The sequence below is a fragment of the Streptomyces sp. PsTaAH-124 genome, from assembly GCF_000373685.1.
GTDB lineage: Bacteria > Actinomycetota > Actinomycetes > Streptomycetales > Streptomycetaceae > Streptomyces > Streptomyces andamanensis.
The window spans coordinates 71,299-96,342 of sequence record NZ_KB892161.1; the positions used below are offsets into that span (position 1 = coordinate 71,299).

General features: G+C 73.3%; 20 protein-coding genes. 14 read left to right on the plus strand and 6 right to left on the minus strand.

Going from position 1 to position 25,044, the window contains the following annotated elements; all coding sequences use genetic code 11:
* The first annotated feature begins 12 nt into the window (after positions 1-12).
* From B086_RS0107470 to B086_RS0107495, 6 genes are all read left to right on the plus strand, one after another.
* The gene (locus B086_RS0107470) at positions 13-717 is read left to right on the plus strand and encodes a GntR family transcriptional regulator (protein WP_018565783.1); all 705 of its coding nucleotides are present in this window, start codon (positions 13-15) and stop codon (positions 715-717) included.
* 204 nt (positions 718-921) lie between these two features.
* Positions 922-2,667 (plus strand): ABC transporter substrate-binding protein, encoded by a 1,746-nt coding sequence (locus B086_RS0107475; RefSeq protein ID WP_018565784.1) that lies wholly within the window; start codon positions 922-924, stop codon positions 2,665-2,667.
* Between the two features lie 14 nt (positions 2,668-2,681).
* Positions 2,682-3,680: an ABC transporter permease gene (locus B086_RS0107480; RefSeq protein WP_018565785.1), complete on the plus strand. Its 999-nt coding sequence runs from the start codon at positions 2,682-2,684 to the stop codon at positions 3,678-3,680.
* Positions 3,677-4,663, plus strand: coding sequence for an ABC transporter permease (locus B086_RS0107485; protein ID WP_018565786.1), 987 nt, complete (start codon positions 3,677-3,679; stop codon positions 4,661-4,663). The genes B086_RS0107480 and B086_RS0107485 overlap by 4 nt, the downstream gene beginning before the upstream one ends.
* 2 nt (positions 4,664-4,665) lie before the next feature.
* The gene (locus tag B086_RS0107490) at positions 4,666-5,796 is read left to right on the plus strand and encodes an ABC transporter ATP-binding protein (RefSeq protein ID WP_018565787.1); all 1,131 of its coding nucleotides are present in this window, start codon (positions 4,666-4,668) and stop codon (positions 5,794-5,796) included.
* Positions 5,793-6,818: an ABC transporter ATP-binding protein gene (locus tag B086_RS0107495; RefSeq protein WP_037873021.1), complete on the plus strand. Its 1,026-nt coding sequence runs from the start codon at positions 5,793-5,795 to the stop codon at positions 6,816-6,818. The genes B086_RS0107490 and B086_RS0107495 overlap by 4 nt, the downstream gene beginning before the upstream one ends.
* Positions 6,819-7,035: 217 nt before the next feature.
* Here B086_RS0107495 and B086_RS0107500 read toward each other — a convergent pair whose 3' ends face one another.
* The 3 genes from B086_RS0107500 to B086_RS0107510 form a co-directional block, all read right to left on the minus strand.
* Positions 7,036-8,478 carry an aminopeptidase P family protein gene (locus B086_RS0107500; RefSeq protein ID WP_018565789.1) on the minus strand — a complete coding sequence of 481 codons (1,443 nt, stop codon included), beginning with the start codon at positions 8,476-8,478 and terminating at the stop codon, positions 7,036-7,038.
* A gap of 83 nt (positions 8,479-8,561) precedes the next feature.
* Positions 8,562-9,512, minus strand: coding sequence for an ornithine cyclodeaminase family protein (locus B086_RS0107505; RefSeq protein ID WP_018565790.1), 951 nt, complete (start codon positions 9,510-9,512; stop codon positions 8,562-8,564).
* A complete protein-coding gene (locus B086_RS0107510; RefSeq protein ID WP_018565791.1) occupies positions 9,509-10,558 on the minus strand; it encodes a proline racemase family protein in 1,050 nt (349 codons plus the stop codon). The genes B086_RS0107505 and B086_RS0107510 overlap by 4 nt, the downstream gene beginning before the upstream one ends.
* A 164-nt stretch (positions 10,559-10,722) precedes the next feature.
* On the opposite strand from B086_RS0107510, the gene B086_RS0107515 reads away from it, so the two are divergent.
* Entirely contained in the window at positions 10,723-13,038 is a 2,316-nt protein-coding gene (locus B086_RS0107515; protein ID WP_026252201.1) for a M9 family metallopeptidase, read from the plus strand.
* A gap of 105 nt (positions 13,039-13,143) precedes the next feature.
* Here B086_RS0107515 and B086_RS0107520 read toward each other — a convergent pair whose 3' ends face one another.
* Entirely contained in the window at positions 13,144-14,103 is a 960-nt protein-coding gene (locus tag B086_RS0107520) for a LysR family transcriptional regulator (RefSeq protein ID WP_026252202.1), read from the minus strand.
* Positions 14,104-14,459: 356 nt separating this feature from the next.
* Here B086_RS0107520 and B086_RS0107525 point away from each other — a divergent pair, with 356 nt between their 5' ends.
* From B086_RS0107525 to B086_RS0107560, 7 genes are all read left to right on the plus strand, one after another.
* Positions 14,460-15,779, plus strand: a complete 1,320-nt coding sequence (locus B086_RS0107525) for an aminopeptidase P family protein (RefSeq protein ID WP_018565794.1) — start codon at positions 14,460-14,462, stop codon at positions 15,777-15,779.
* A 98-nt stretch (positions 15,780-15,877) separates the two neighbouring features.
* A complete protein-coding gene (locus B086_RS0107530; RefSeq protein ID WP_018565795.1) occupies positions 15,878-16,783 on the plus strand; it encodes a dihydrodipicolinate synthase family protein in 906 nt (301 codons plus the stop codon).
* Entirely contained in the window at positions 16,780-17,781 is a 1,002-nt protein-coding gene (locus tag B086_RS0107535; RefSeq protein ID WP_018565796.1) for a proline racemase family protein, read from the plus strand. Before B086_RS0107530 ends, B086_RS0107535 begins: the two co-directional genes overlap by 4 nt.
* A gap of 379 nt (positions 17,782-18,160) precedes the next feature.
* Complete coding sequence (locus tag B086_RS0107545) at positions 18,161-19,378, plus strand: NAD(P)/FAD-dependent oxidoreductase (RefSeq protein WP_018565798.1); 1,218 nt, start codon at positions 18,161-18,163, stop codon at positions 19,376-19,378.
* Entirely contained in the window at positions 19,375-19,743 is a 369-nt protein-coding gene (locus tag B086_RS39375) for a (2Fe-2S)-binding protein (protein ID WP_018565799.1), read from the plus strand. Before B086_RS0107545 ends, B086_RS39375 begins: the two co-directional genes overlap by 4 nt.
* Positions 19,727-21,319, plus strand: coding sequence for an FAD-dependent oxidoreductase (locus B086_RS46065; RefSeq protein WP_106436034.1), 1,593 nt, complete (start codon positions 19,727-19,729; stop codon positions 21,317-21,319). The genes B086_RS39375 and B086_RS46065 overlap by 17 nt, the downstream gene beginning before the upstream one ends.
* Before the next feature lie 13 nt (positions 21,320-21,332).
* The gene (locus tag B086_RS0107560; RefSeq protein WP_026252203.1) at positions 21,333-22,862 is read left to right on the plus strand and encodes an aldehyde dehydrogenase family protein; all 1,530 of its coding nucleotides are present in this window, start codon (positions 21,333-21,335) and stop codon (positions 22,860-22,862) included.
* A gap of 190 nt (positions 22,863-23,052) precedes the next feature.
* Here B086_RS0107560 and B086_RS0107565 read toward each other — a convergent pair whose 3' ends face one another.
* Positions 23,053-24,171, minus strand: coding sequence for an LLM class flavin-dependent oxidoreductase (locus B086_RS0107565; RefSeq protein WP_018565802.1), 1,119 nt, complete (start codon positions 24,169-24,171; stop codon positions 23,053-23,055).
* Positions 24,168-25,043 carry an ABC transporter substrate-binding protein gene (locus B086_RS0107570; protein WP_018565803.1) on the minus strand — a complete coding sequence of 292 codons (876 nt, stop codon included), beginning with the start codon at positions 25,041-25,043 and terminating at the stop codon, positions 24,168-24,170. The genes B086_RS0107565 and B086_RS0107570 overlap by 4 nt, the downstream gene beginning before the upstream one ends.
* Position 25,044 lies beyond the last annotated feature (1 nt).

Genomic DNA, 25,044 nt, shown 5'->3' on the forward strand with positions numbered 1-25,044 from the left:
GGAGGATCGATCATGGGCCATCTCTCGTCCCGCAGTGTCATTCCCGTGCAGGAACACCTGCGCGACCAGGTGGCCAACGCCTTGCGTGCCGCCCTCATCGCGGGCGAGTTGCGGCCCGGCGCCGTCTACTCCGCGCCCACCCTGGCCGCCGACCTCGGTGTGTCGGCCACCCCGGTACGCGAGGCCATGCTCGATCTGGCCAGGGAGGGCCTGGTCGAGGCGGTACGGAACAAGGGTTTCCGGATCACCGAGGTCACCGAGCGGGAGCTGGACGAGTACACCGAGATCCGCGAGCTGATCGAGGTCCCCACGATCGGACGCGTCACGGCCGTCGCCGTCGCCGAGCAGTTGGAGGCGCTGCGCCCGCTTGCCGAGGAGATCGTCCAGGGCGCCCGGCGGCACGACCTGATCGCGTATCTGGAGGCCGACCGCCGCTTCCACCTCGGCCTGCTGGGGCTCGCGGGCAACGCGCACCTGGTCCACGTGGTGGGCGACCTCCGCAAGCGCTCCCGGCTGTACGGGCTCACCGCGCTGGACGCGGGCGGCCGTCTGGTGGAGTCCGCCGAGGAGCACCTCGAACTGCTCGATCTGATGCTGGCCGGCGACATCGAGGGCGCGCAGGCGTGCATGCGGCGCCACCTCGGCAACGTCCGTTCCCTGTGGGCCGATTCCTCGGAGCCGGCCACGTCCGCCGCACTCGACCGCGGCGCGAGCTGACGCCCCCGCGGACTGACAGGCGGCCCGGACGAGCGATCTGACGGACGCTCGACCCGGCTGCGTTCGCCCGTCCGTCGGCACTGCGATCCCGGGCCACAGCTCGGTAACGGTGGTGACGGGTCCTTGTCAGTGCAATTTCACATTACTATGTTACGTGCCATATCGCGGATGCAGGTCCTCGTCTCCACAACGGAGTGGCACACCATGACCCAGCGCACCCCTTCCCTCCCGGCCGCCCTCCTGGCCGCCTCCCTCCTCCTGACCGTCGCGGCCTGCGGGCCCAAGGACGACGGGGCCGCGGGCGGACCAGGCGGCACCCCGGGGGCGGGCGTCGCCTCGGGCACCGTCATCGGCGGAACCCCCGAGCGCGGCGGCACCTTGACCGTCCTGTCCGACCAGGACTTCGCCCATCTCGACCCCACCCGCAACTGGGTCATGCCGGCCATGGATTTCGGCACCCGGCTGCTGTACCGGACGCTGACCACGTTCCAGGCCAGGCCCGGCACCGCCGGCGGCACGGTCGTACCGGACCTCGCCACCGACCTCGGCCGCTCCGCCGACGGCGGCCGGACCTGGACGTTCACCCTCAAGCCCGGCCTGACCTACGAGGACGGCTCGCCGATCAGGGCACAGGACGTCAAGTACAACGTCGAGCGGTCCTTCTCGCCGGACCTGACCGGCGGTCCCGGCTACGCCCGCCAGTACCTCGCCGGCAGCGCCGGCTATACCGGCCCGCTCGACGGCAGGCACCTGTCGTCCATCGTCACGCCGGACGACCGGACGATCGTCTTCCATCTCAGGCAGCCGGTGGCCGAGTTCCCGTACACCGTCACCCTGCCGACCTTCGCCCCGGTGCCGCCGTCCAAGGAGACCGGCGTCCGCTACGACCTGCGGCCGTTCTCGTCCGGCCCCTACAGGATCCAGAGCTACCAGCGCGGCAAACAGCTGGTGCTGGTCCGCAACACCCACTGGAACCCGGCCTCCGACAGCGTGCGCAAGGCCTATCCGGACCGCATCGTCGTCAGGATGGGCCTGCGGGGCGGGCAGATCGACGACCGGCTGATCGCGAGTTCCGGCGCCGACGCCTCGGCGGTGGAGTGGGCGGACATGAGCCCCGCCAGCGTCGCCAAGGTGCTGCCGAAGCCCGGCCTGCGGGCGCGGCTGTCGGCGGAGCCCACGGGGTGCACCGAGATGCTGTACCTCAACACCGCCCGCGGGCCCTTCACCGACCCGGCGGTACGCACGGCCATGCAGTACGCCGTCGAGAAGTCGGCCCAGGTCACGGCGAACGGCGGGCCCGCGCTGAACGACGCCGCCGACCGCTATCTGCCGCCGATCCTCGCCAAAGGCGCCGCAGCCCCGGTCTACGACGTGCCGCCCACCGGAAACCCCGCCCGCGCCAAGGAGTTGCTGGCCAAGGCGGGAAAGCCCGCGTTCAGCGCCACCCTGACCGTCTCCACCGGCGACAAGAACCGCGCCGAGGCGATCCAGGCGTCCCTGGCGAAAGCGGGGGTGAAGACGCAGATCACCACGGTGGACCCGTCGGTGTTCTACGACACGATCGGCGACACCGCGCACGCCCCGGACATGACCATCGGCGGCTGGTGCCCCGACTACCCGTCGGCGTCCACCTTCCTGCCGTTCGTCTTCGACGGCCGCACCATCGTCGCCAAGGGCAATCAGGGCAACTACAGCCAGTTCCGTGACACCGCCGTCGAGCACCGGATGGACCAGATCTCGGCGATGGCGAACGCCGGACAGGCGGCCGCCGCCTGGCAGCGCCTCGACGCGACGATCATGCGTGAGTCGCCCGCGGTGCCGCTGTTGTGGCCGCGCAAGCCGCTGCTCGTCGGCACCAACATCGCCGGTGCCTACGGCCACTCCGCGTGGACCGGGCAGTTCGACTTCGCGGTCATCGGCCTCAAAGACCCCTCCAAGAGCCAGGGTTGAGGAGCGCCACGACCATGAGCACACCGCTGAGGGCTCCCCGGCTGCGCCTGACCGGGCGTCCCCGCAGACAACTCCCCGGGCGGGCACGGCCCGGCGATCCGCCCGCGGCGGAGAAGGCCGCCGGCCCCTGGCAGCGGGCCTGGCGCCAACTGCGCCGGGACCGGGCCGCGTGCGCCGCGCTGGCCGTCGTGGCCCTGCTGGTCGCGGTCGCCGCGTGCGCACCGCTGCTGGCCCGGCTGGGTGGCTGGTCGCCCGACACCTTCGACGAGAACGCGATCGACCCCTACCTCGGCGGCATGCCCCGAGGCTCGTTCGGCGGCATGGGCAGCACCCACTGGCTGGGCGTCGAACCCGCCACCGGCCGCGACCTGTTCGCCCGGACCGTCTACGGCGCCCAGGTCTCGCTGCTGGTCGCGTTCGCCGCCACCGCGATCGTCGTGGTGGTCGGTACCGCGGCCGGCATCAGCGCCGGCTACTTCGGCGGACGCGTGGACACCCTGCTGAGCCGGCTCATGGACCTGACCATGTCCTTCCCCTCGCTGATCTTCATGATCGCGATGATGTCGGTGGCCCAGGACGTCAACCGCGTCGCGCTGATGACCGCCGTCATCGGGCTCTTCGGCTGGCCGGGCATCGCCCGTGTGGTCCGCGGGGAGACCCTGTCGCTGCGGCACCGCGAGTACGTCGACGCGGCCCGCGTCGGCGGCTCCGGCGCCCTGCGCATCCTGACCCGGGAAATCCTGCCGAACGTCTCCGGCCCCGTCATCGCCTACACCACACTGCTGGTCCCCGGAATGATCAGTACCGAGGCGGCACTCAGCTTCCTCGGCGTCGGGGTGCGGCCGCCTGCCTCCTCCTGGGGCCAACTGATCTCCGAGGCCGTCACCTACTACGACACCGACCCCATGTTCTTCGTGATCCCCAGCGTCTTCCTCTTCCTCGCCGTGCTCGCCTTCACCGTCCTCGGCGACGCGCTGCGCGACATCCTCGACCCCCGGGGAGGCCGGTCATGACGCTGTACCTGATCCGGCGGCTGGGCGGGGCCGCGGGCGTCCTCCTCGCCGTGTGCGCGATCACCTTCACCATCTTCTACCTGCTGCCCGCCGATCCTGCCGCCGCCGCCTGCGGCAAGACCTGCACACCCGAACGCCAGGCCCTGGTACGCCACATGATGGGCCTGGACCAGCCGGTGTGGCGTCAGTTCACCGACTATCTCACCGGCATCTTCACCGGCCGCGACCTGGGCAGCGGACCGCACGCGCTGCACTGCGGCTTCCCGTGCCTCGGCTACTCCTACGAGAACTCGCTGCCGGTGTGGAACCAGCTCACCGACCGGATGCCGGTGTCCGCGTCGCTGGCGGCGGGCGCCGCGGTGCTGTGGCTGGCCATCGGGCTCGGCGCGGGCGTCACCGCGGCGCTGCGCAAGGGCACACTGACCGACCGCGGACTGATGGTGGGGGCGGTCGCCACCGCCTCGCTGCCCGTCTACTTCACCGCCGTCATGCTGATCTGGGGCGTGGTGCGGATCGCCGGGATCCTGCCCTACCCGTCGTACGTGCCGCTCACCGACGACCCGCCGCACTGGGCGTCGAACCTGCTGCTGCCCTGGATCGCACTGGCCCTGCTGTACGCCGCCATGTACGCCCGGCAGAGCCGGAGTTCGATGATCGAGGCGATGACCCACGCCTACATCAGGACCGCACGGGCCAAGGGCCTGCCGGAGCGCACGGTGATCGTCAAGCACGGCCTGCGCTCGGGGATGACGCCCGTGCTGACCCTCTTCGGCATGGACCTGGGCGGCCTGCTGGCCGGCGCGGTCATCACCGAGAGCATCTTCGGCACCCCCGGGGTCGGCCAGCTCTTCTACGACGCGCTGCGCCGCTCCGACCAGCCCGTGATCCTCGGCGTCACGTTGCTGGCGGCCTTCTTCATCGTCGGCGCGAACCTCGTCGTCGACCTGCTGTACGCGGTCATCGATCCGAGGGTGAGGTACTGAGGATGCGCCAGGAAACCGCCGGCGGCCCGCTGTCGTACGACACCGACGAAGGCACGCCGACGCCGCTGCTGCGCGTGGACGGGCTGAGCGTGTCGTTCCGGACGCCGCGCGGCACGGTCCGCGCCGTGGACGGGCTCGGCTTCACGGTCGAACGAGGCCGCACTCTCGCACTGGTCGGCGAGTCGGGATCGGGCAAGTCGGTCACCTCGCTCGCCGTGCTGGGACTGCACGAGGACGCCGAGGTCACCGGCTCGGTGCGGCTCGACGGCCGGGAACTGACGGGACTCCGGCCCGCGGAGCTCAGCGCCCTGCGCGGCAGGCGGATGGCCATGGTCTTCCAGGACCCGCTCTCGGGCCTGCACCCGTACTACACCGTCGGCGAACAGATCGCCGAGGCGTACCGGCGGCACTTCGGGGCGGGACGGGCCGCCGCCCGGCGCCGGGCCGTGGAGATGCTCGGCGAGGTCGGCATCCCCGAGCCCGCACGCCGGGCGGGGGAGTACCCGCACCAGTTCTCCGGCGGCATGCGGCAGCGGGTGATGATCGCCATCGCGCTGGCCTGCGAACCCGATCTGCTCATCGCGGACGAGCCGACGACCGCGCTGGACGTCACCGTGCAGGCCCAGATCCTCGAACTGCTCGCCCGCATCCAGGAGGAGCGCGGCCTCGGCGTGGTGCTGATCACCCACGACCTGGGCGTGGTCGCCCGCGTGGCGCACGAGGTCCTGGTGATGTACGGGGGCCGCGCGGCCGAACAGGCCCCGGTGGACGCGCTGTTCGCCGCACCCGCGCATCCCTACACCCGCGGTCTGCTCGACTCGCTGCCCCGGCTCGACGACCCGGACGACGCACCGCTGCGCACCATCCCCGGCTCGCCGCCGTCCCTGCTCGCGCGCGCCGGGGGCTGCGCGTTCCTCGCCCGCTGCCCGCGCGCCGCGGACGCGGGGGAGGCGGACAGACAGCGCTGCGCCGGAGAGCGGCCCCGGCCGGCCGCGCCGCCGCGGGCGGTGCCGGCCGACGGCACCTCGCACCAGGTCGCCTGCCACCTGCCCCTGCCCGCCGCCGGGCCCGGCGACGCCGCGGCTGCCGGCCTGTCGGTCCCCCCGCCCCTTCCCGCCAAGGACAGCCGATGACCGACACCCCCGCCATGAGGACCGAGCACCGGACAAGGCCAGGGGCCGCGCCGGAGGTGCCGCTGCTGTCGGTCCGCGGCCTGGTCAAGACCTTCCCCGGCCGGCGCCGGCGCGGCCGGGCGACACCTCCGGTCCGGGCCGTGGACGGCATCGGCTTCGACCTCGCCGCGGGGCGCACCCTGGGGCTGGTCGGCGAGTCCGGCTGCGGCAAGTCCACCACGGGCCGGATGATCGTGCGGCTGCTGGAGCCCACCGAGGGCACCGTCGCCTTCGCCGGGCAGGACATCAGCCATCTGCCGGCAAGACGGCTCGGACCGCTGCGCCGGGACGCGCAGATGGTGTTCCAGGACCCGAACTCGTCGCTCAACCCGCGGCGCACGGTGGCCCGTACGGTGGCGGACCCGCTGCTGGCGCAGGGGGAGACGGCCGCGCGCGCACGGGCCAGGGCCGCCGAGCTGCTGGACCTCGTCGGGCTGCTCCCCGAGCACCTCGACCGCTATCCGCACGAGTTCTCCGGCGGCCAGGCGCAGCGGATCGGGATCGCCCGTGCGCTGGCCACACGGCCGCGGCTGATCGTGGCCGACGAGCCGGTGTCGGCCCTCGACGTCTCGGTGCAGGCCCAGATCATCAACCTGTTCGAACGGCTGCGGTCCGAACTCGGCCTGGCCTACGTCTTCGTGGCTCACGACCTGTCGGTGGTCAAGCGCGTGTGCGACCGGGTCGCGGTGATGTACCTGGGGCGGATCGTGGAGATCGGCGACCGGGCACGGGTGTACGGCGATCCCGCGCATCCCTACACCACGGCGCTGCTGTCCGCGGTGCCCGTGCCCGACCCGGCGGCGGAGCGGGCCCGGGAGCGCATCGTGCTGCGCGGTGACCCGCCGAGTCCTGCCGCTCCTCCGCCGGGCTGCCCGTTCCATCCGCGCTGCCACAAGGCGCAGGACGTGTGCCGGGTGGAGCGACCGGACCTGACGGGACCGCCGTCGCGCCAAGTGGCCTGCCATTTCCCCGAGTCCGGCTGATCCCCGCGGTGCGCCCGGCCGCCCGGCCGAAGCACGGCCGGGCGACCGCTACGGGTGCGGGACCGTGGGCCTGCTCCCGCCGGACGCCGGGGGCAGGGGCGAGAACCAGTCGGTCGGCCTGCCGCGGTCCGCCGGTGAGGGTGAGGTGGAGGCGTGGTTGACACGGGGGTGCGGCCGCCGTGGCGGGCGCACCCCCGTCCTCCCGGGCCGCGCGGCATCAGCGCGCGGCGGTCACCCACGCCTCGACGTCGTCGGCGGCACGCGGCAGGCCGGCCGACAGACAGACGGCGCCGTCGGCGGTGATGAGGAAGTCGTCCTCGATGCGCACACCGATGCCGCGCAGGCGCGCGGGGACCGTCAGATCGTCGGGCTGGAAGTACAGGCCGGGCTCGACGGTCAGGACGTGGCCCGGCTCCAGGACCCCGTCCAGGTAGGCGCTGCTCCGGGCGTCGGCGCAGTCGTGGCAGTCGAGTCCCAGCATGTGCCCGGTGCCGCAGACGGTGTAACGGCCGTACAGGGACCGGTCGTGGCTGCCCGCACCATTCGGGCGCAGCCCCCAGGTGTCCAGGCCCTCGGCGATGACACGCGTCGCGGCGTCGTGGAAGTCGCCGAACCGCGCGCCGGGCCGCAGCGCGGCGATGCCCGCCGACTGGGCCGCGTGCACCAGGTCGTACACCTGCCGCTGGGCGTCGGTGAAGCGGCCGCCGACCGGCAGGGTCCGGGTGACGTCGCCGGTGTAGCAGGTGTCGGTCTCCACTCCGGCGTCCAGCAGAAGGAGTTCGCCGTCGCGGACGGGACCGTCGTTGCGCATCCAGTGCAGGACGCACGCGTGTGCGCCGGCCGCCGCGATCGTCTCGAATCCGAGGCCGTGACCCTCCAGCCTGGCCCGCCGGTTGAATGTGCCCTCGATCCAGCGCTCGCCGCGTGCGAGCCGCGTCGCGGCGGGCAGCTCGCCCGCCACGTCGTGGAAGGCGGCCACGGTGTGTCCCACGGCCGCGCGCATCTGCTCGACCTCCCACGCGTCCTTGACGAGCCGCAGCTCCGAGAGGAACGCGAGGAGTTCGGACTCGGCCCCGGCGACCGGTGGCGCCGCCGCGTCGACCACCGGATCCTGGCCGCGCACCACCCGGGTCGGCACGTGCGGGGCGAGGGCGCGTGCGAGGTCGTCGCGGGGGAGGGCCGTGAGGCCCAGGGCCTCGGAGGTCTCCGTCAGGGTGCGGCGCCGGCCGGTCCAGAACTCGCCGTAGCGGCGGTCGCGGTAGAACTCGGTGCCGTTCGGCCCGCCGTCGCGCGGGGAGCGCGGCCGGGTGAACACCGTGGCGTCGTGGCCGGTGCCCGTAGGCTCCAGGACGAGGACGCTGTCCGGGACGGCGCCGGCGCCCTCGTCCGCGGTGAGGTGGAGGAACGCGGAGTGCGGCCGGAAGACGTAGTCGAAGTCGTTGCTCCGGACCTTCAGGCCGCCGGCCGGGACCACGATCCGCTCTCCGGGAAAGCGCGCGGACAGCAGCGCGCGGCGTTCGGCCGCGTACGCCGCACCGGGCAGGACCGGCACCGCCGGAGCGGCCTCGGCCCACCCTCGGGTGAAGCACTCCGCCAGCGTCGGCGCGACCGCGCGGTCGTGGCTCGCGCCCTCGCGCGGCCGTATGTCGTCTCGCACCACCGTTGCTCCGTCCGTCGGAATCCACTGGAGGCGACAGTACCATTTCACATTGTATAGAAACAGGGGATGTCAACAGGGGGATGTCACTCCGCCCGTGCCCCCTGCCGGCACGCTTCTGCCCGCCGGTACGCCGCGACGGCGACCACCAGGTCCTCCCATCCCATCCCGGTGGTCTTGACGACCGTCGGACGGTCGCCGGGCAGGGCGGCCTTGGAGGTGAGCAGGTCGGCCATCGGCACCAGGGCGCGCGGGTCGAGCCGGCCCTCCGCCACCGCCAGGACGACATCGCCGGCCTCGCGCAGCGCGCTCGCCCGGCTCTCGACGACGACCGCGGCACGCTCCAGGAGCGTGCCGTCGAGTTCCCGCACCGACGGCTCGTGGGAGCCGACGGCCAGCACGAGCGCCGTGTCCCGGACGAGACGCCCGTCGAGGACCGGCTCGCGGGCCGAGGTCGCGGTGACCAGGACGTCGGCGGCGCGGACGCGGCCGGCGACCGCCGCGCCGCCCGCGGCCAGGTGGCGGTCGGCCCAGGGTGTCGCCGCGCTGCCGCGGCGGGTGACCGCCGTGACGTCGGCGATCCGGGCGTGCGCCCGGATGGTCCGGACATGCCACTCGGCCTGCGGGCCCGCGCCGAACACCACGAGACGCAGCCCGCCCGCGGAGCTCGTCGCGCGCTCGCGCAGCCGGCCGAGGCAGGCGGCGACCGAGACCGCCGGGGTGCGCAGCGTCGTCAGCGCGACGCCGTCGAGGATCGCGGCCGGCGTCAGGGTCCGGCTGCCGTGCAGGAGATACGTCGCGTTGACGCGGTTCAGGCCGAGGTCGGTGTTGCCCGGGGCGACGGTCGCGACCTTGACCCCGAACCAGCCGCCGGCCTCGGACGGCATCAGCAGCCCCTGCCCGTTGGCCAGCGCGGTGACGACCCGCGGCATGTCGTCGTCCGGGTCGAGGCCCGCGGCCAGCGCGTCGTGGACGGCCCGGACGGCGGCGACCGGACCCAGGGCGAAGACCTGCTCCGCGTCGAGGAGTTCGGTCATCGCAGCACGAACCCGGGCAGGAGCGTATCGCGCGGATCGACGACGAACCGGCAGGTGCCGACCGCGTGCGCGGTGCCCGTCACCGCCGTGACGACCGCGGGGATCCCGTGGACCGCGGTCCGCTCGGTGATCCGGGCGCGGAAGACCGAGCCCACCACGGACTCGTGCCGCAACTCGTCCTCCGGACGCAGCTGTCCGGTGCCGGCCAGGACCGCGATCCTGGCCGAGGTGCCGGAGCCGCACGGGGACCGGTCGACCTGGCCGTCCGCGAACACCGTGATGTTGCGCTGCCGCACCAGCCGGCTGCCGTCGGCCCGCGTCCCGGCGGGCCCGCTCTCCTCGGTGAAGATCGTCCCGTAGATCCCGGACAGCCGTGCGTCGAGGGGGTGTTCGGCGGCGCGCGCGGCGTTCAGCCCGTCGCGGATCTCCCGCCCGACGGCGGTGAGTCCGGTGACGTCCTGCGGCCGGACGCGCAGCCCGACGGACGCGGCCGGCAGCACCGCGTACATCGCGCCGCCGAACGCGATGTCGACGGTGACCTTCCCGCGGGAGGTCCGCACCTCGACGCCGTGCGCGTGGACGTAGGCGGGCACGTTGGTGAACGTCGCGTCCTGGACCAGGCCGTTCCTGGTCCGCACCCGTGCCGTGACGCGCCCGGAGGGGACGTCGATCACGACGTCCGTCAGGCCGTCGGCGGGTGCCGGGACCCGGCCCGAGGCGACGGCCCAGGAGCCCAGGGCGATCGTGCCGTGCCCGCACGCCGTGGAGAACCCGTCGTTGTGCCAGAAGAGGACACCGAGGTGGGCGCCGGCGTCGTCGGGCGGGACCAGGAACCCGCCGTACATGCCCGCGTGACCGCGCGGCTCGCGGCACAGCAGCGCCCGCACCCACTGCACGTCCTCGCTGCGCGTCGCGAGGACCCTGCGCTCGGCGACGGTCGGTCCCGCACCCGTCACCTCGGCGGGGCCGTCCACGACGATCCGGAACGGTTCGCCGCCGGTATGCCAGTCGGTCGTCTCGACCGGCTGAGTCCTTGTCATCCGCATCCCGCTTCCCCACAGGTGTCGTTGCCCTGTGCGCCGGTGTTATGGGGCGACCGGAAACAGTGCTGGGTCCCGGAGCATTGTCCAGCCTTCACCCCAGTGCAATGTTACATATCGCTGCCCGTCTCCCCGGGCGGCTTCCCTTCGCTCCCCCCACTGGAGACGCGATGCACTGTCGATCCATCCTGCCCAGAGTTCTGGCCGCCGGTCTGGCGGCCGGAGGGCTCGTCGCCGGCCTGATGAGCACTCAGGCGGCGGCCACCAGCGACATGAGGCATGCCTCAGCAGCGGCCGCGCAGACACCCGCCGCGGTCGTGCGGGCCGCCGAACAGCACGGGAAGGCCACACCGGCCGGAGCCGAGACCGTCCGGTCCCAGGCCGCCGCCACGAGGGCCGAGCCACTGCCCGCGAAACTGCGCGGGCAGCCGGCGGACCTGGGTTCGGCCAAGCCGTCCGAGCCGCGGCTCCCGGCGCACGCGGCATCCGAAGCGGCCGGCTCCCCCCGGCCCGCCACTGCCTCGTGCACCACGTCCGACTTCTCGGGCCGGTCCGGCGGCGACCTGGTGGCGTACATCAAGACGGTCGACTGGAGTTCCTGCATCAACCCGCTGTTCAGCCTGACCGGTCCGGACGCGCACGCCGTGTTCAAGCAGTCCCAGATGCTCGCGGTGGCGAACGGCGTCGCCGACGCGGCGAGGTCCTACACCGGTGACGACTCCGGCGGCCTGTACGAGCTGATGTATTTCATGCGCGCCGGCTACTACGTGCAGTACGGGGACCCCCAGGACGTCGGCACCTATGACTCCTCGCTCCGCGGAGCCATCGAGAAGGGGTTCGACACGCTGTTCGCCGGCAGCCACGCGAACGACATCAGCGCGGGCAACGGCGCTGTGCTGGAGCAGGCGTTCGTCCTCACCGACAGCGCCCAGGTGCAGGCCGACTACCTGGACGTCTACAGCCGCTACCTCAACGCCTACAGCAGCGCTTCGTGGGACGCCGTCCCGGAGATGGACCGGGCGCTGAACGCGATCTACACCCCGCTGTGGCGCGGTCCGGGGATGCCGGACTTCGTCACCGCGGTGACCGCGGATCCCGGTATCACCGACACCCTCCATCACTTCACCCTCGACCACCGCGACCTGCTGGGCGGGGACAACGACGTCCTCGACTCGAACGCGGGCAACGACCTGGCCAACTTCCTCCAGATACCGGCCCTGCGGAGCAAGGTCCGCCCGCTCGTCAAGGGTCTGCTGGACGGCTCGTCCATCACCGGCGCCACGGCCGGTCTGTGGGTGCACGTCGCCTACCGGGCGAGCACCGGGGACCCGGGCCAGTGCTCCTACTACGGCGTCTGCGACCTGCCGAAGCAGCTCATGGCCGCCGCGCTGCCGATCGACAACGCCTGCGGCGACTTCACCGTCCTGGCGCAGGCACTGACGGCGACGGAGCAGACCGACGTCTGCACGAGCCTGTCGAAGGAGGTCGCGTTCTACCAGAACCAGGTCGGGACCACCACGCCGATCCCCGGTGAGTACTTCGACGTGAAGATGGTCATCTTCGGGAGCCGGGCCGACTACGTGACCTACTCGTGGGCGATCTTCGGCAATGACACCGACAACGGCGGCGAGACACTGACCGGCACGCCGACCGACCCCGGCAACATCGCCTACTCCATCCTCTACCAGTGGCCGACCGACAACGGCTTCCCGGCCCGCGCGTGGAACCTCAACCATGAGTTCGCGCACGTCCAGCAGTCCATCTACGACATGAAGGGCGACTTCGGCGCCCAGATCACCGTCCCGGACGTCTGGTGGATCGAGGGCCAGGCGGAGTACGTCTCCTACTCCTACCGCAAGCTCGCCGACGACGGCGCGCTGACCGAGGCGGCCAAGCACACCTACAAGCTCAGCCAGCTCTTCCAGAACACCTACGCCATCGACGACGAGACGCGCACCTACCCGTGGGGCTACCTGGCCGTCCGGTACATGACCGAGAAGCACCCGGACCGGATCCAGGCCATGCTGGCCAAGATGCGGACGGGCGACTACCAGGGTGCCTACGCCGTCTACAACTCCATCGGCACCGGCTACGACGCCGACTTCGACGCCTGGCTCGACACCCTGGGCGGTGACGGCGGCAACGACGGCTCGGCCACGGCCTGCACCGACACCAACACCCAGGCGATGGGGCAGAACTGCTTCCGGCCGGACCAGTCCCGGGTCGCCGGAGACACCGACTACCTGTGGGTCTGGCTGCCGGCCGGCACCACCACCCTGAAGGTCACCACCAGCGGCGGCAGCGGCAACGCCGACCTCTACTACAACCCGACGACATGGGCCGGTCCGTCCGCCTACACCGAGAAGTCCACCGGCTCCGGCACCACCGAGAGCATCACCGTCAGCAACCCCGAGGCGGGTTACCGGTACATCAGCCTGTACGCCGTGACCGACTTCAGCGGGGTCACCGTCACCACGTCGTTCTGATCTCCCCGGGCGGCACTGCCGAATGACCCGAAGGGCCGTGGCCCGGTCGACTCCGGTCGACCGGGCCACGGCCCTCGGCAGGTGCCGACGCCGTACCCCGTGCGCCTACCGCTGCGGGGTCCGGTAATGGCGGGCGGCCCACGTCCGGAAGTGCGGTGCCCGGCCGATGAGTTCCTCGTAGGCGGCCAGGGCCGCGCCGAAGAGCGTCTCCGTGACCTCGTCGGACACCCGCTCCCGGTGCCAGACCAGTACATAGCGGCACCACAGCGGTGTGCCGGCCAGCGCCCTGACGACCACACCCGGGTTCGGCCGGCACGTCGCCTGGACGACGGATATCCCCAGCCCGTCGGCGATCATCCGCTGCAACTGGTCCCGGTCACCGAGATACTCGTGCACGGTGGCGGGTGTGAAACCGGCCGCCTGGAAGGCGTCGTAGCAGACACCGGGCCAGCCCGCACCGTCGTCGGGCGTCAGGAACCAGGCGTCCCCCGCCAGTTCGAGCAGCGGCACGTCCAGCCGCCCGCTCGCCGGATGGGCGGCGGGCAGGGCCACGAAGCTGGGCTCGGTGACGATGCCGCGGCGCACCAGGGCATCCGAATGCCCCAGCTCCCGTCCGGGATAGTCGACCGCGACGGCGATGTCCAGCTTGTCGTCCTCCAGCAGCCTGATGATCTCGGCCGAGGAATAGACGCTGCTCACCTGCGTGGTCAGCGCCGGCAGGACGGCGCGCGCCCGCTGGAGGAGCCCCGGCAGGATGGGCGTGTTCGTCGCAGCCACCCGCAGGACCCGATCGGTCCCGCGGCGGCCCGCGGTGGACCGGCGCCCGATCCCGTTCGCCAGCGCCACCACCTCGCGGGCCTGCACCACCACCTCGACCCCGAAGCGCGTCGGTGTCACCCCCGCGCTGCCCCGGACGAACAGGTCCTCGCCCATGAGCCGCTCGATGCGCTTCAGCTGACTGCTGACCGCGGGCTGCGAGCACCCCAGGACGGTGGCCGTCCGGCCCAGGCTCATCGTGTCGGCGATCGTGCACAGCATCCGCAGGTGTCGCAGTTCGAGTTCCATCAGCACCCGTCCCAGGTCTCTCTGGAGTGTGGCGATTTTACGTCCGGTCCGCGGTCTTCGGGGATGTCGGTGCAGGCGGGAGGAGGTGTGAAGGACCTGTGGAGGATGCCTCGTTGCCGGGGCTCCGGCTCCGGCCCCGGGACAGTCGCGGTGACCTCATTGCTGTGCATCGAGCCGAGGCCTTATGGTCAGTGCAATGCCACATATTACTGAAGGGCGCAGGGAAGTTGTGCCGTCGGCCGCCGCCGTACGACCGTGACCGGCCACCGACGAGTACGAGCACAACGGCATCGGCGACGAGCGGGTGTTCACCCGGCTGGGGCACCCGGTGTGCGACACAGGAGGAGGAACCACCGGTGAGCAAGGACAGACCCCCGAAACTGACCGGGATACCGGCGTTCAACGCCTACATGGGCACGCGGTGGGACACCCCGGACCGCACGCCCCCGGTGGTGCCCGGCGCCGCCGAGGCCGCGGCCGCCCACCGCGCCAGGCTCGCCGAGGCACTGCCCGGCCGGACGGTCGTGGTCGCCGCGGGCGAGGCGCCGGTCCGCAGCAACGACACCGCGTACGACTTCCGCCCGGACAGCGACTTCTACTGGCTGACCGGCTGCGCGGTCGAGAACGCCGTCGTCGTGGTGCGCGACGGCGGTGCCGTGCTCCACATCCCGCCGCCGGCCCACCCGGGCGAGCCGGGCTTCTGGTCCGACGCCCGGTACGGCGAGCTGTGGGTGGGTGCCGCGCCGGGGCCCGGGGACTGGGCACGGGCGCTCGGCATCGAGGTGCGCCCGCTGGCGGAGTTGCGCGAGGAGGTGCGGCCCGACCCGGAGGCCGCCCGCGCCCTGGCGTCCCTGCGGATGTACAAGGACGCCTGGGAGACCGGCCAGTTGAGGCAAGCGGTGGACCGCACCGTCGAGGGGTTCGCGGAGGTCGTCCGGGAGATACCGGCCGCGATCGCCGGACGCGGCGAGCGGTGGCTTCAGGGCACCTTCGACCGGTACGCCCGCGCGTACGGCAACGGCCCCGGCTACGCGTCGATCGTCGGCAGCGGCAGGCATGCGCCCACCCTGCACTGGGTGCGCTGCGACGGACCGGTGCTCCCGGAGGAGTTGCTGCTGCTCGACATGGGAGTGGAGGTCGCCAGCCACTACACCGCCGACGTCACCCGCACCTTCCCGGCCTCGGGGCGGTTCTCCGCCGCTCAGCGCCAGGTGCACGACCTGGTGGAGAAGGCACACCGGGCGGGACTCGCGGCCGTCGGCCCCGGGCGCCGCTTCAGCGAGTTCCACCACGCCGCCATGGAGGTGATCGCGCACGGGCTCGACGACTGGGGCCTGCTGCCGGTCTCGGTGGACGAGGCCCTGTCCGACGCCGGCCAGCAGCACCGCCGTTACCTGATCTGCGGCATCGGCCACCACCTCGGCCTCGACGTGCACGACTGCGCGCGGGCCGCCCCGGAGGCGTACCACGATGCCGCGATGGGGGAGGGGATGGCGCTCACCGTCGAGCCGGGGCTCTACTTCCACGCCCACGACCTGACGGTGCCGCCGGAGCTGCGCGGGATCGGCGTGCGCATCGAGGACGACATCCTGATCACCGCCGAGGGTTCCGACGTGCTGTCCCGCGCGCTGCCGCTGGACGCCGACGGCCTGGAGAAGTGGATGGCCGGCCGGTGACCCGGACCCGGTGGGCTTCTCCCTCTATCGGCCTGTGACATTGTACGTGTGACATTGCACTGATACTCTTTCGTTCCCACGAGTCAAGGAGCTGCCGCATGACCAACTCCGCGAGGCCCTGGCACGGAGTCCACGTCGCCACGGCCCTGCCGTTCCGCGACGACCTGTCGGTCGACCACGACGCCTTCGCCGAGCACGTCCGCTTCCTGGCCGCCGGCGGCTGCGACGGCGTGACGCCCAACGGCTCGCTGGGCGAATACCAGACGCTGACCGCCGAGGAGCGCGCCCGCGTCGTCGAGACCGCCGTCCAGGCCGCCCCCGACGGCTTCGGCGTGATGCCGGGCGTCGCCGCGTACGGTGCCCTGGAGGCCCGCCGCTGGGCCGAGCAGGCCGCCGAGGCCGGTGCCACCTCGCTGCTGCTGCTGCCGCCCAACGCCTACCCGGCACAGCGGGCGGCGGTCGTGGAGCACTACCGCGAGGTCGCCAGGGTCGGGCTGCCGGTCGTGGCCTACAACAACCCGATCGACACCAAGGTCGACCTCACCCCCGAACTGCTCGCCGAACTCTTCGCGGAGGGCACGATCGTCGGCGTCAAGGAGTTCACCGGCGACGTCCGCCGGGCCTACCAGATCAGCGAGCTGGCGCCGGACCTGGACCTCCTCGTCGGCGCCGACGACGTCCTGCTCGAACTCGGCATGGCGGGCGCCGTCGGCTGGATCGCCGGCTACCCGAACGTGATCCCGCGCAGCACCGTCGAGCTGTACCGGCTGGCCACCTCCGGCGACCCGGCCGACCTGGCCCGCGCGCTGCCGGTCTACCGCGACCTGCACCCGCTGCTGCGCTGGGACTCCAGGACCGAGTTCGTGCAGTCCATCAAACTGTCGATGGACATCGCCGGGCTCAGGGGCGGACCCTGCCGGCCGCCCCGGCTGCCGCTGCCGCCCGAACAGACGGCCCGCATCACCGCCGACACCGAGGCGGTCCTCGCCAAGGGCTACAAGTGAGGTCCCGCCGCACCTTCCACGCCGTCGACTCGCACACCGAGGGCATGCCGACACGGGTCGTCGTCGGCGGCGTGGGCACCGTCCCCGGCGCCACGATGGCCGAGCGCAGGCGCTGGTTCATGGAGAACAGCGACGACGTCCGCACACTGCTGATGTACGAGCCCCGCGGGCACAGCGCGATGAGCGGCGCCGTCCTCCAGCCACCGACCCGCCCCGACGCGGACTTCGGCGTGCTGTTCATCGAGGTGTCCGGCCTGCTGCCGATGTGCGGCCACGGCACGATCGGCGTCGCCACCGTCCTGGTCGAGACCGGGATGGTCCCGGTCACCGAGCCGGTCACCACCATCCGGCTGGACACCCCCGCCGGACTCGTCGTCGCCGAGGTGGCGGTCGAGGACGGCGCGGCCACCTCCGTCACCCTCGCCAACGTGCCGTCCTACGCCCATACCCTGGACGCCACCGTCGAGGTGCCCGGGTACGGCGCGGTGCGCTACGACCTCGCCTTCGGCGGCAACTTCTACGCCATCGTCGAACTCGCCGACCTCGGGCTGCCGTTCGACCGGTCCCGGGCCGGAGACCTGCTGTCCGCGGGCCTCGCGGTGATGGACGCCGTGAACGCCGCCGATCCGCCCGTCCACCCCGAGCGCGACGACATCGCCGGCTGCCACCACGTCTACCTCAAGGCCCCCGGGTCGACCGCCCGGTTGTCGCGGCACGCCATGGCCATCCACCCGGGGTGGTTCGACCGCTCGCCGTGCGGCACCGGCACCAGCGCGCGGATGGCGCAGCTCCACGCTCGCGGTGAACTCGCCGTCGGACAGGAGTTCGTGAACGAGTCCTTCATCGGCACCCGCTTCACCGGACGCCTTCTCGGCGAGACCACCGTGGGCCCGTATGCCGCGGTGCTGCCCTCCCTCACCGGCCGCGCCTGGATCACCGGGACCTCCCAGTTCCACCTCGACCCGAGCGACCCCTTCCCCGCGGGATTCCTGCTGTGAACGCGCCCTCGACCGCCCGTCCGCAGAGCCGGGACCGGCGGGCGACGCCGCGCGAGCGCGTCCGGACCGCGCCGGGAGCCGCATCCGTCCGGGAACCGGCGCACGCCTTCGCGGACGCGGCCGGACTCGGCGGCCTGACCGGCCGCGCCTGCGCGGACCACGCCCTTCCCCCGGCCCGGCCCGGCCACAGCGGCGACCGGCCACCGGGGGATGCCGTGTCCCCCCTGCCCACCCCGCCCCGGCCGCCGGGCCGTCCGGCAGCCGGACAGCAGGAGCCGACGGACCTCGGCGAGCGCCGTGCCCCGCGGACCGCCGGGAAACAGCCGCACCATCACACCGGCCACGCCCGTGGCCGGCGCGCAAGCGGCGCGGAGGAGCCGTGAGCACCGTACCGCTCGGCGCCGGCCCGGGGACCGCGCGCAGCCGGAGCGCCGATCTGGTGATCGTCGGGGCGGGCGTCATCGGTGCGGCCGCCGCCTACTTCGCGGCGCTCGCGGGCCGCCGGGTGGTCGTCGTCGAGCGCGGCGCCCTTGCCGGTGGCACATCCAGCGCGGGGGAGGGCAACCTGCTGGTGTCCGACAAGGAGGCCGGCCCCGAACTCGACCTCGCGCTGTACTCGCAGGCCGTCTGGCGCCAGGACCTCGCCGAGCACGCGGGCCGCTGGGAGTTCGAGTCCAAGGGCGGCCTCGTCGTCGCCGCGAGCGCGCGGAGCCTTGCCACGCTGCGGGAGCTGAGCGTCCACCAGCGCGCGAGCGGGGTCGAGGTCCAGGACGTAGGACAGGACCGGCTGCACGACCACGAGCCGCACCTGGCGAAGGACCTGGCCGGGGCCGCGTTCTACCCGCAGGACGCACAGGTGCAGCCGATGCTGGCGGTCGCTCACCTGCTGCGCCTCGCCCGGGACAGGGGCGCGCACGTGCGCACCGGGACCGAGGTGACCGGCTTCCTGCGCAGCGGGGACCGGGTCACCGGGGTCCGCACCAGTGCGGGCGACATCCCCGCGGGCGCCGTGCTCAACGCGGCGGGCACCTGGGCCGGCGAAGTGGCGGCCCTGGCCCGGGTCTCCGTCCCGGTCCGCCCCCGGCGCGGCTTCGTGCTCGTCACCGAACCCCTGCCGCCGCGCACCGTCCGGCACAAGGTGTACGCCGCCGAGTACGTCGGCGACGTCGCCAGCTCCGACGCGGCCCTCCAGACCTCGCCCGTGGTGGAGGGCACCGACAGCGGGACCGTCCTCATCGGCGCCTCCCGCGAGCGGGTCGGCTTCGACCGCACGGTGTCCGTACCGGCCATCAGCACCCTCGCGGCCAAGGCCGTCGCGCTGTTCCCGATGCTGCGGCAGGTGCGGCTGATACGCGCCTACCACGGCTTCCGCCCGTACTGCCCCGACCACCTGCCCGTCATCGGTGCCGACCCGCGGGCCCCCGGCCTCTGGCACGCCTGCGGCCACGAGGGCGCCGGCATCGGACTGGCCGCCGGTACCGGCAAGTTGATCGTCCAGGCCCTGACCGGCGGGCAGCCGGACCTCGACCTGGCGCCGTTCGCCCCCGACCGCTTCCCCGAACGGCACGAGGACGTCGCCGAGGGAGTTTCCCCGTGACCCACAGGATGACCTTCCGCGGTATCGAGGTCCCCGCGCAGCCCGGTCAGAGCATCGCCGCGGCCCTGGTCGCCGCCGGGATCACCGACTGGCGCACCACCCGCGGGAAGGGCCGGCCGCGCGGCCTGTTCTGCGGCATCGGCGTCTGCTTCGACTGCCTGATCACCATCGACGGCGCGCGCGCCGAGCGCGCCTGCCTGGTCCCCGCCGCGGACGGCATGCGGCTGGGCGACGCGCTGGAGAGCGCCGAAGCGACGGAGCCGGGGGAGACACCGCGGGACGACGGCGATCCGGAGCCCGCCCACGCGCGGCACACAGAGGCCGTACGGCACACAGAGGAGGACGGCGATGGCGCATCTTCATGACGTGGCCGTGGTCGGGGCCGGTCCGGCCGGCCTCGCGGCTGCCGTCGAAGCGGCGGAGGCGGGGCTCGACGTGGCCCTGGTGGACGCCGCCGGACAGCCCGGCGGCCAGTTCTGGCGGCACTTCGACGAGGACCACAGCCGTCCGGAGGACCTCCGCGGCCACCACGGGCGGTCTGCCTTCACCGGCCTGCGCGACCGGCTGTACGCCCTGAGCGCCGCCGGGCGTGTCCGCTACCTGCCGGGCCACCAGGTGTGGCTCGCCACCCGGGACGGCGACAGAAGGTTCACCCTGCGTGTCACGCCCACCGTGCCGGTCGCGGACCCGGGCCCCGCCGCCCCCGAGCCCGTCGCGGCCCGCGCGCTGATCCTGTGCCCCGGTGGATACGACCGGCAACTTCCGGTTCCCGGATGGGAGTTGCCCGGAGTCATGGCCGCGGGCGGTGTCCAGGCACTGCTCAAGGGCCACCGCACGCTCGCCGGGCGACGCGCCGTCGTCGGCGGCACCGGCCCCTTCCTGCTGCCGGTGGCCGCCGGTCTCGCCCGCGCCGGCGCCCGGATCCCCGCGGTCGTCGAGGCCAACGCCACACTCGGCTGGCTGCGTGACCCGGTCGGCACGATCTCCGCGCCCGGCAAGGGGATCGAGGCCGCGCGGTACGCCGCGACGCTCGCCCGGCACCGCGTCCCGTACCGGACCAGGACCGTCGTCCGCGCGATACTCGGCGACGGCAGGGTCGAGGCCGTGCGGATCGCGAGGCTGGACCGCCGGGGACGGCCGACCGGACCCGAACGGGAGCTCGCCGCCGACCTGGTGGCCCTAGGCTGGGGATTCACCCCCTCGCTCGAACTCCCGCTCATGCTCGGCGCGGCGACCCGGCAGGACCTCGACGGGTCGCTCGTCGTGACGGTCGACGCGTGGCAGCGCAGCAGCGTCGACGGCGTGTACGTGGCCGGTGAGGCCACCGGCGTGGGCGGCGCCGCCCTGTCCGTCAGCGAGGGCCGGCTGAGCGCCCTCGCCCTGGCCGCCTCGCTCGGCCGCAGCCGCAGCCGCAGCCGCTCCGGTACGACGGCGGGCGCGGGCGCGGGCGCGGACCGGACCCCGGACCCGGCCGGGGCGGCAGGCCAGGTGGCCGTGATCCGCCGCGTCCAGGGCCGCATCCGGCGGGCGCGGCGGTTCGCCGCCGCCATGCACCGCACCTACCCCGTGCCGGACGGCTGGCCGAGGTGGCTGCCGGACTCGACCGTGGTGTGCCGCTGCGAGGAGGTCACTTACGGCGACCTGTGCCACGCCCACGACGACCTGGGCGCGACCGACGCGCGCACCCTGAAGATGCTGGCGCGTCCCGGCATGGGCTGGTGCCAGGGCAGGATCTGCGGATACGCGACGGCGGGCATCGCCGCCTGCCTCTCCGGCCGCACGGCCACCGCGGACGACCTGCGCCCGCTCTCCGGCCGCACCCCGGCGGTCCCGGTGCGTCTCGGCGAACTCGCCGCCTTGGCCGAGGCCATGACAGCAGATCAGATGCCCGTGAATCCCCGGCCGGACGACGAAGAACCGACGAACCAGGACGGTGCGTGACCCGGTGACCGAAGTGCTGAGCATCGACCCGCGCACGGGCGGGTCCCGCGGACCCGCGGCAACCGAGGCCACGGCCGCCGACGTGGACAGGGCGGTGCGGGCCGCCCATGCGACCCGCACCGCCCTGGCCGACCACCGGGCGCGGGCCGGACTGCTGCGTGCCGCAGCCGCGTCGCTGGAGAAGGACGGCGCGGAGATCATCGCCGCCGCCGACGCCGAGACGGCGCTGGGCCACGTCCGGCTCACCGGTGAACTCGCCCGCACCTGCCACCAGTTGCGTACCTTCGCCGACCTCGCCGAGAGCGGACGCCACCTGGAGGTGATCATCGACCACGCGGACCCGGACGCCCGGCCCGCGCCCCGCCCGGACCTGCGCCGCTGCAAGGTACCGCTCGGCGTGGTCGCGGTCTTCGCCGCGAGCAACTTCCCGCTGGCGTTCAGCGTTCCCGGCGGTGACACCGCCAGCGCGCTGGCCGCCGGCTGCCCCGTCGTCGTCAAGGCGCACCCCGACCACCCGCGCACCGGCGTCCTGTGCGCGCGGGCGCTGCGCACCGCGGCGGCCCAGGCCGGCCTGCCCGGGGACGTGACGGCCGTCGTCCACGGCCTCGAAGCGGGTGTCGCGCTCGTCCGTCACCCGCTCACCGCGGCCGTCGGCTTCACCGGCTCGGTGCGCGGCGGCCGGGCCCTCTTCGACATCGCCTCCGCCCGCCCCCGGCCCATCCCCTTCCACGGCGAACTCGGCAGCCTCAACCCCGTCGTGGTCACCGCCCGTGCCGCCGCCACCCGCGCCGCCGAGATCGGCACCGGACTGGCCGCCGCCTACACCCAGGGGCTGGGCCAGTTCTGCGTCAAACCGGGACTCGTCCTGCTCCCGGCGGGCGCGGACGGCGACGCGGTCGTGGCAGCCGCCGTCACGGCGCGGGTACCGTCCGGGCCGCTGCTCGACCCGCGCATGCGCGAGGCGTTCCTGGCCGGGACGCGCGCCCGCGCGGCGCTGCCCGGCGTCGAGGAAGTCCTGGCCGCAGGCGCGGCGGACGCAGCGGACGCGCCACTGTCGGTGCGCCCGGGGATACTGTCCGTCCCCGCCGGCCGGCTGGCCGTCGGCGAGGTGCACCGCGCGCTGCTCGACGAGTGCTTCGGGCCGGTCACCGTACTGGTCCGCTACGGCTGCGAAGCCGAACGGGACGCCGTGCTCGGCACGTTGACGGGCAATCTCACCGCGACCGTGCACTTCGCGGCCGACGAGCGGGACGCGGCAGCCGCGGACCTGGTGGCCCGGCTGACCCAGCTGGCCGGGCGGGTCGTCGTCGACGGCTGGCCCACCGGCGTCACCGTCGCCCCCGCCATGCACCACGGCGGCCCGTACCCGGCCTCGACCAGCACCTCGACGTCGGTCGGCGCCACCGCGACCGAACGCTGGCTGCGCCCGGTCTGCTACCAGAACACCCCGCAGGAACTGCTGCCCGCGGAACTGCGCGACGGCAACCCGCTGGGCGTGCCGCGCACGGTGGACGGCGTGTACGTGCTCCCGGCGCCGTGCTGATTCCCGCACCCTCCTGTTTTCGGACCCCCGCCCGGCTGTGCCGCCCACGAAAGTCCGTCCGTACCCCGCACCGGCACCCGCACCGGCACGTCATGGCCGTATCGCGGCCGGGCGGTGTCGGCGGACGGGGCACCTCAGCAGAGGGCCGGCCGGTAGGGGCCGACACGCACGGGCTGCCCCGCGTCGGAAGTCACCCCCGACCTCGCGGACCCGCCCTGAGGCGGTCGGTCACCCCCAAGGCGGGCAGGACCGTCTCCGCCACCCGGTAGGCCTCCTCCAGCAGGGGGTTCCCGGAGAGGATGAAGGTGTCGACGCCCAGGTCCCTGAACTCCGTCAGCCGTTCGACGACCTGGCCGGTCGAGCCGACGATCGCCGTGCCGGGGCCGGGGCGGAACAGGCTCATCCCGGGCCACAGGTTCGGGTGCGTCTCCAACTCCCGGGCACGGGCCGGGACACGGCCGCCGTGCTGGCGGAACTGCCGCTGCCAGCCGGTGCCGTCCTCGCCCGCCCGGTCGCCGAGCTGACGCGCGTAGGTCGCCTCGCTCGTGACGTCGAGCAGCCGGTCGGCGGCGGCCCACGCCTCGTCCTCCGTGTCCCGGACGATGAGGTGCAGGCGCAGGCCGATGCGCAGGGTGCGGCCGTACGCGGCCGCGCGTTCGCGGACCCGGTCGAGCTTCTCCTCGAGGAGGTGCGGGGGTTCGCCCCAGGTGAGGTAGACGTCGACATGCTCGGCGGCCATCTCGATGCCGGGGGCCGACGAGCCGCCGAACCACAGCGGTATGTGCGGGGACTGCACCGGCTCCAGGTCGCGGAAGGAGGCGCCCGCGTCCTGGAGATCGTAGAAGCGGCCCTTGTGGTCGAAGACCTCTCCGGCGGTGAGGCGTTTGACGATCGACCAGTACTCGGCGCTCAGCTCGTAGCGTTCGTCGTGCTCGACGTGGAGACCGTACTCCTTCAGTGACGTGGTGGAGCCGTTGACGACGTTGAAGCGGAGGCGGCCACCGAAGAGGGTGTCGAAGCTGAGGGCCATCTTCGCGAGCAGCGTCGGCGAGATCAGGCCCGGGTGGACGGCCAGGAGCGGATGGAAGGCCGGGCCGGTCGAGGCGGCCAGGGCGCTGCCGAGGGGCCACACGTCGTAGAGGTCGGTGGCGAGCAGGGCTCCGGTGTAGCCGAGGCGTTCGACGGTTCCGGCGAGCTGCTGGAGGTAGCCGAGGTCGATCGGGCGGCGGCCCGCCGGTTCCCAGGGGTAGGCGCCTTCGCGGGGGATGATGTACCAGAGGACTTCGGGTGCGTCGTGGGCCGTCGTCACGGTCGGGCCTGCCCCGCCCGCGCCACGGCGTCCGCGACCGTCACCGGCCGCTCGATGAACCCGGTGCGCGCGAAGATGTCCGCCGCTTCCTGCTGTTCGGCGAGGAACGCGTCCGTGACGTCCTCGATGCGCCAGGGCAGTGCCTTCAGGGCGGTCTCCCAGTCGGCGACGGTGCCGCCCTGGTCCCCGGCTGCGGTCTCGGCGGCCTCGCGGGGGTGCGTCCGCGCCCAGTCGTCCGCCCTCCGCAGGGCGCGGACCAGCGCGGCGACGATCTCGGGCCGCTGCTCGGCGAGGTCGCGGCGGGCGAAGAAGACGGACCGGTCGGTGATGACGCCGGCGGTGGGCACCAGGACGCGGACCTCGCCGGTGCGCAGCGCGGCGACGAGCTGCGGGCCCTGCGCCACCCAGGCCTCGATCTCCCGTGCCCGCAGCCGGCGCTCGCTGTCCTCGTCGGACCGTACGGCCGTGATGTCGGTGGCGTAGGAGAGGCCCGCTCCGTCCAGGAGCTTGGCCACGAGGTGGGTCTGCCAGGAGCCGACGGCGAGGTGCACGGTGGCACCCTTCAGGTCGGCCGCGGTGCGCAGCGGGCCGTCCGCCGGGACGAGGAGGGCACCGTGGTCGGGGCGTGGCGCGGAGACGGCGGTGTAGACGATGTCGTGCCCGGCGGCCTGCGCGGTGATCGGCGGGGTGGAGCCGGTGCCGCCGAAGTCGATGACGCCCTCGGTCAGGAGCGGCCCGGTGCGCACCCCGTCGGTGTACCTGTGGAAGACGGCGGTCTCACCGAGCGGGGCCAGTTCTTCCTGGGCGTGGTCGAGGCGGGAGAGGTGATACAGCGTCGGGTTGCTGTGGTGGACGCCGATGGTGACGGTCATG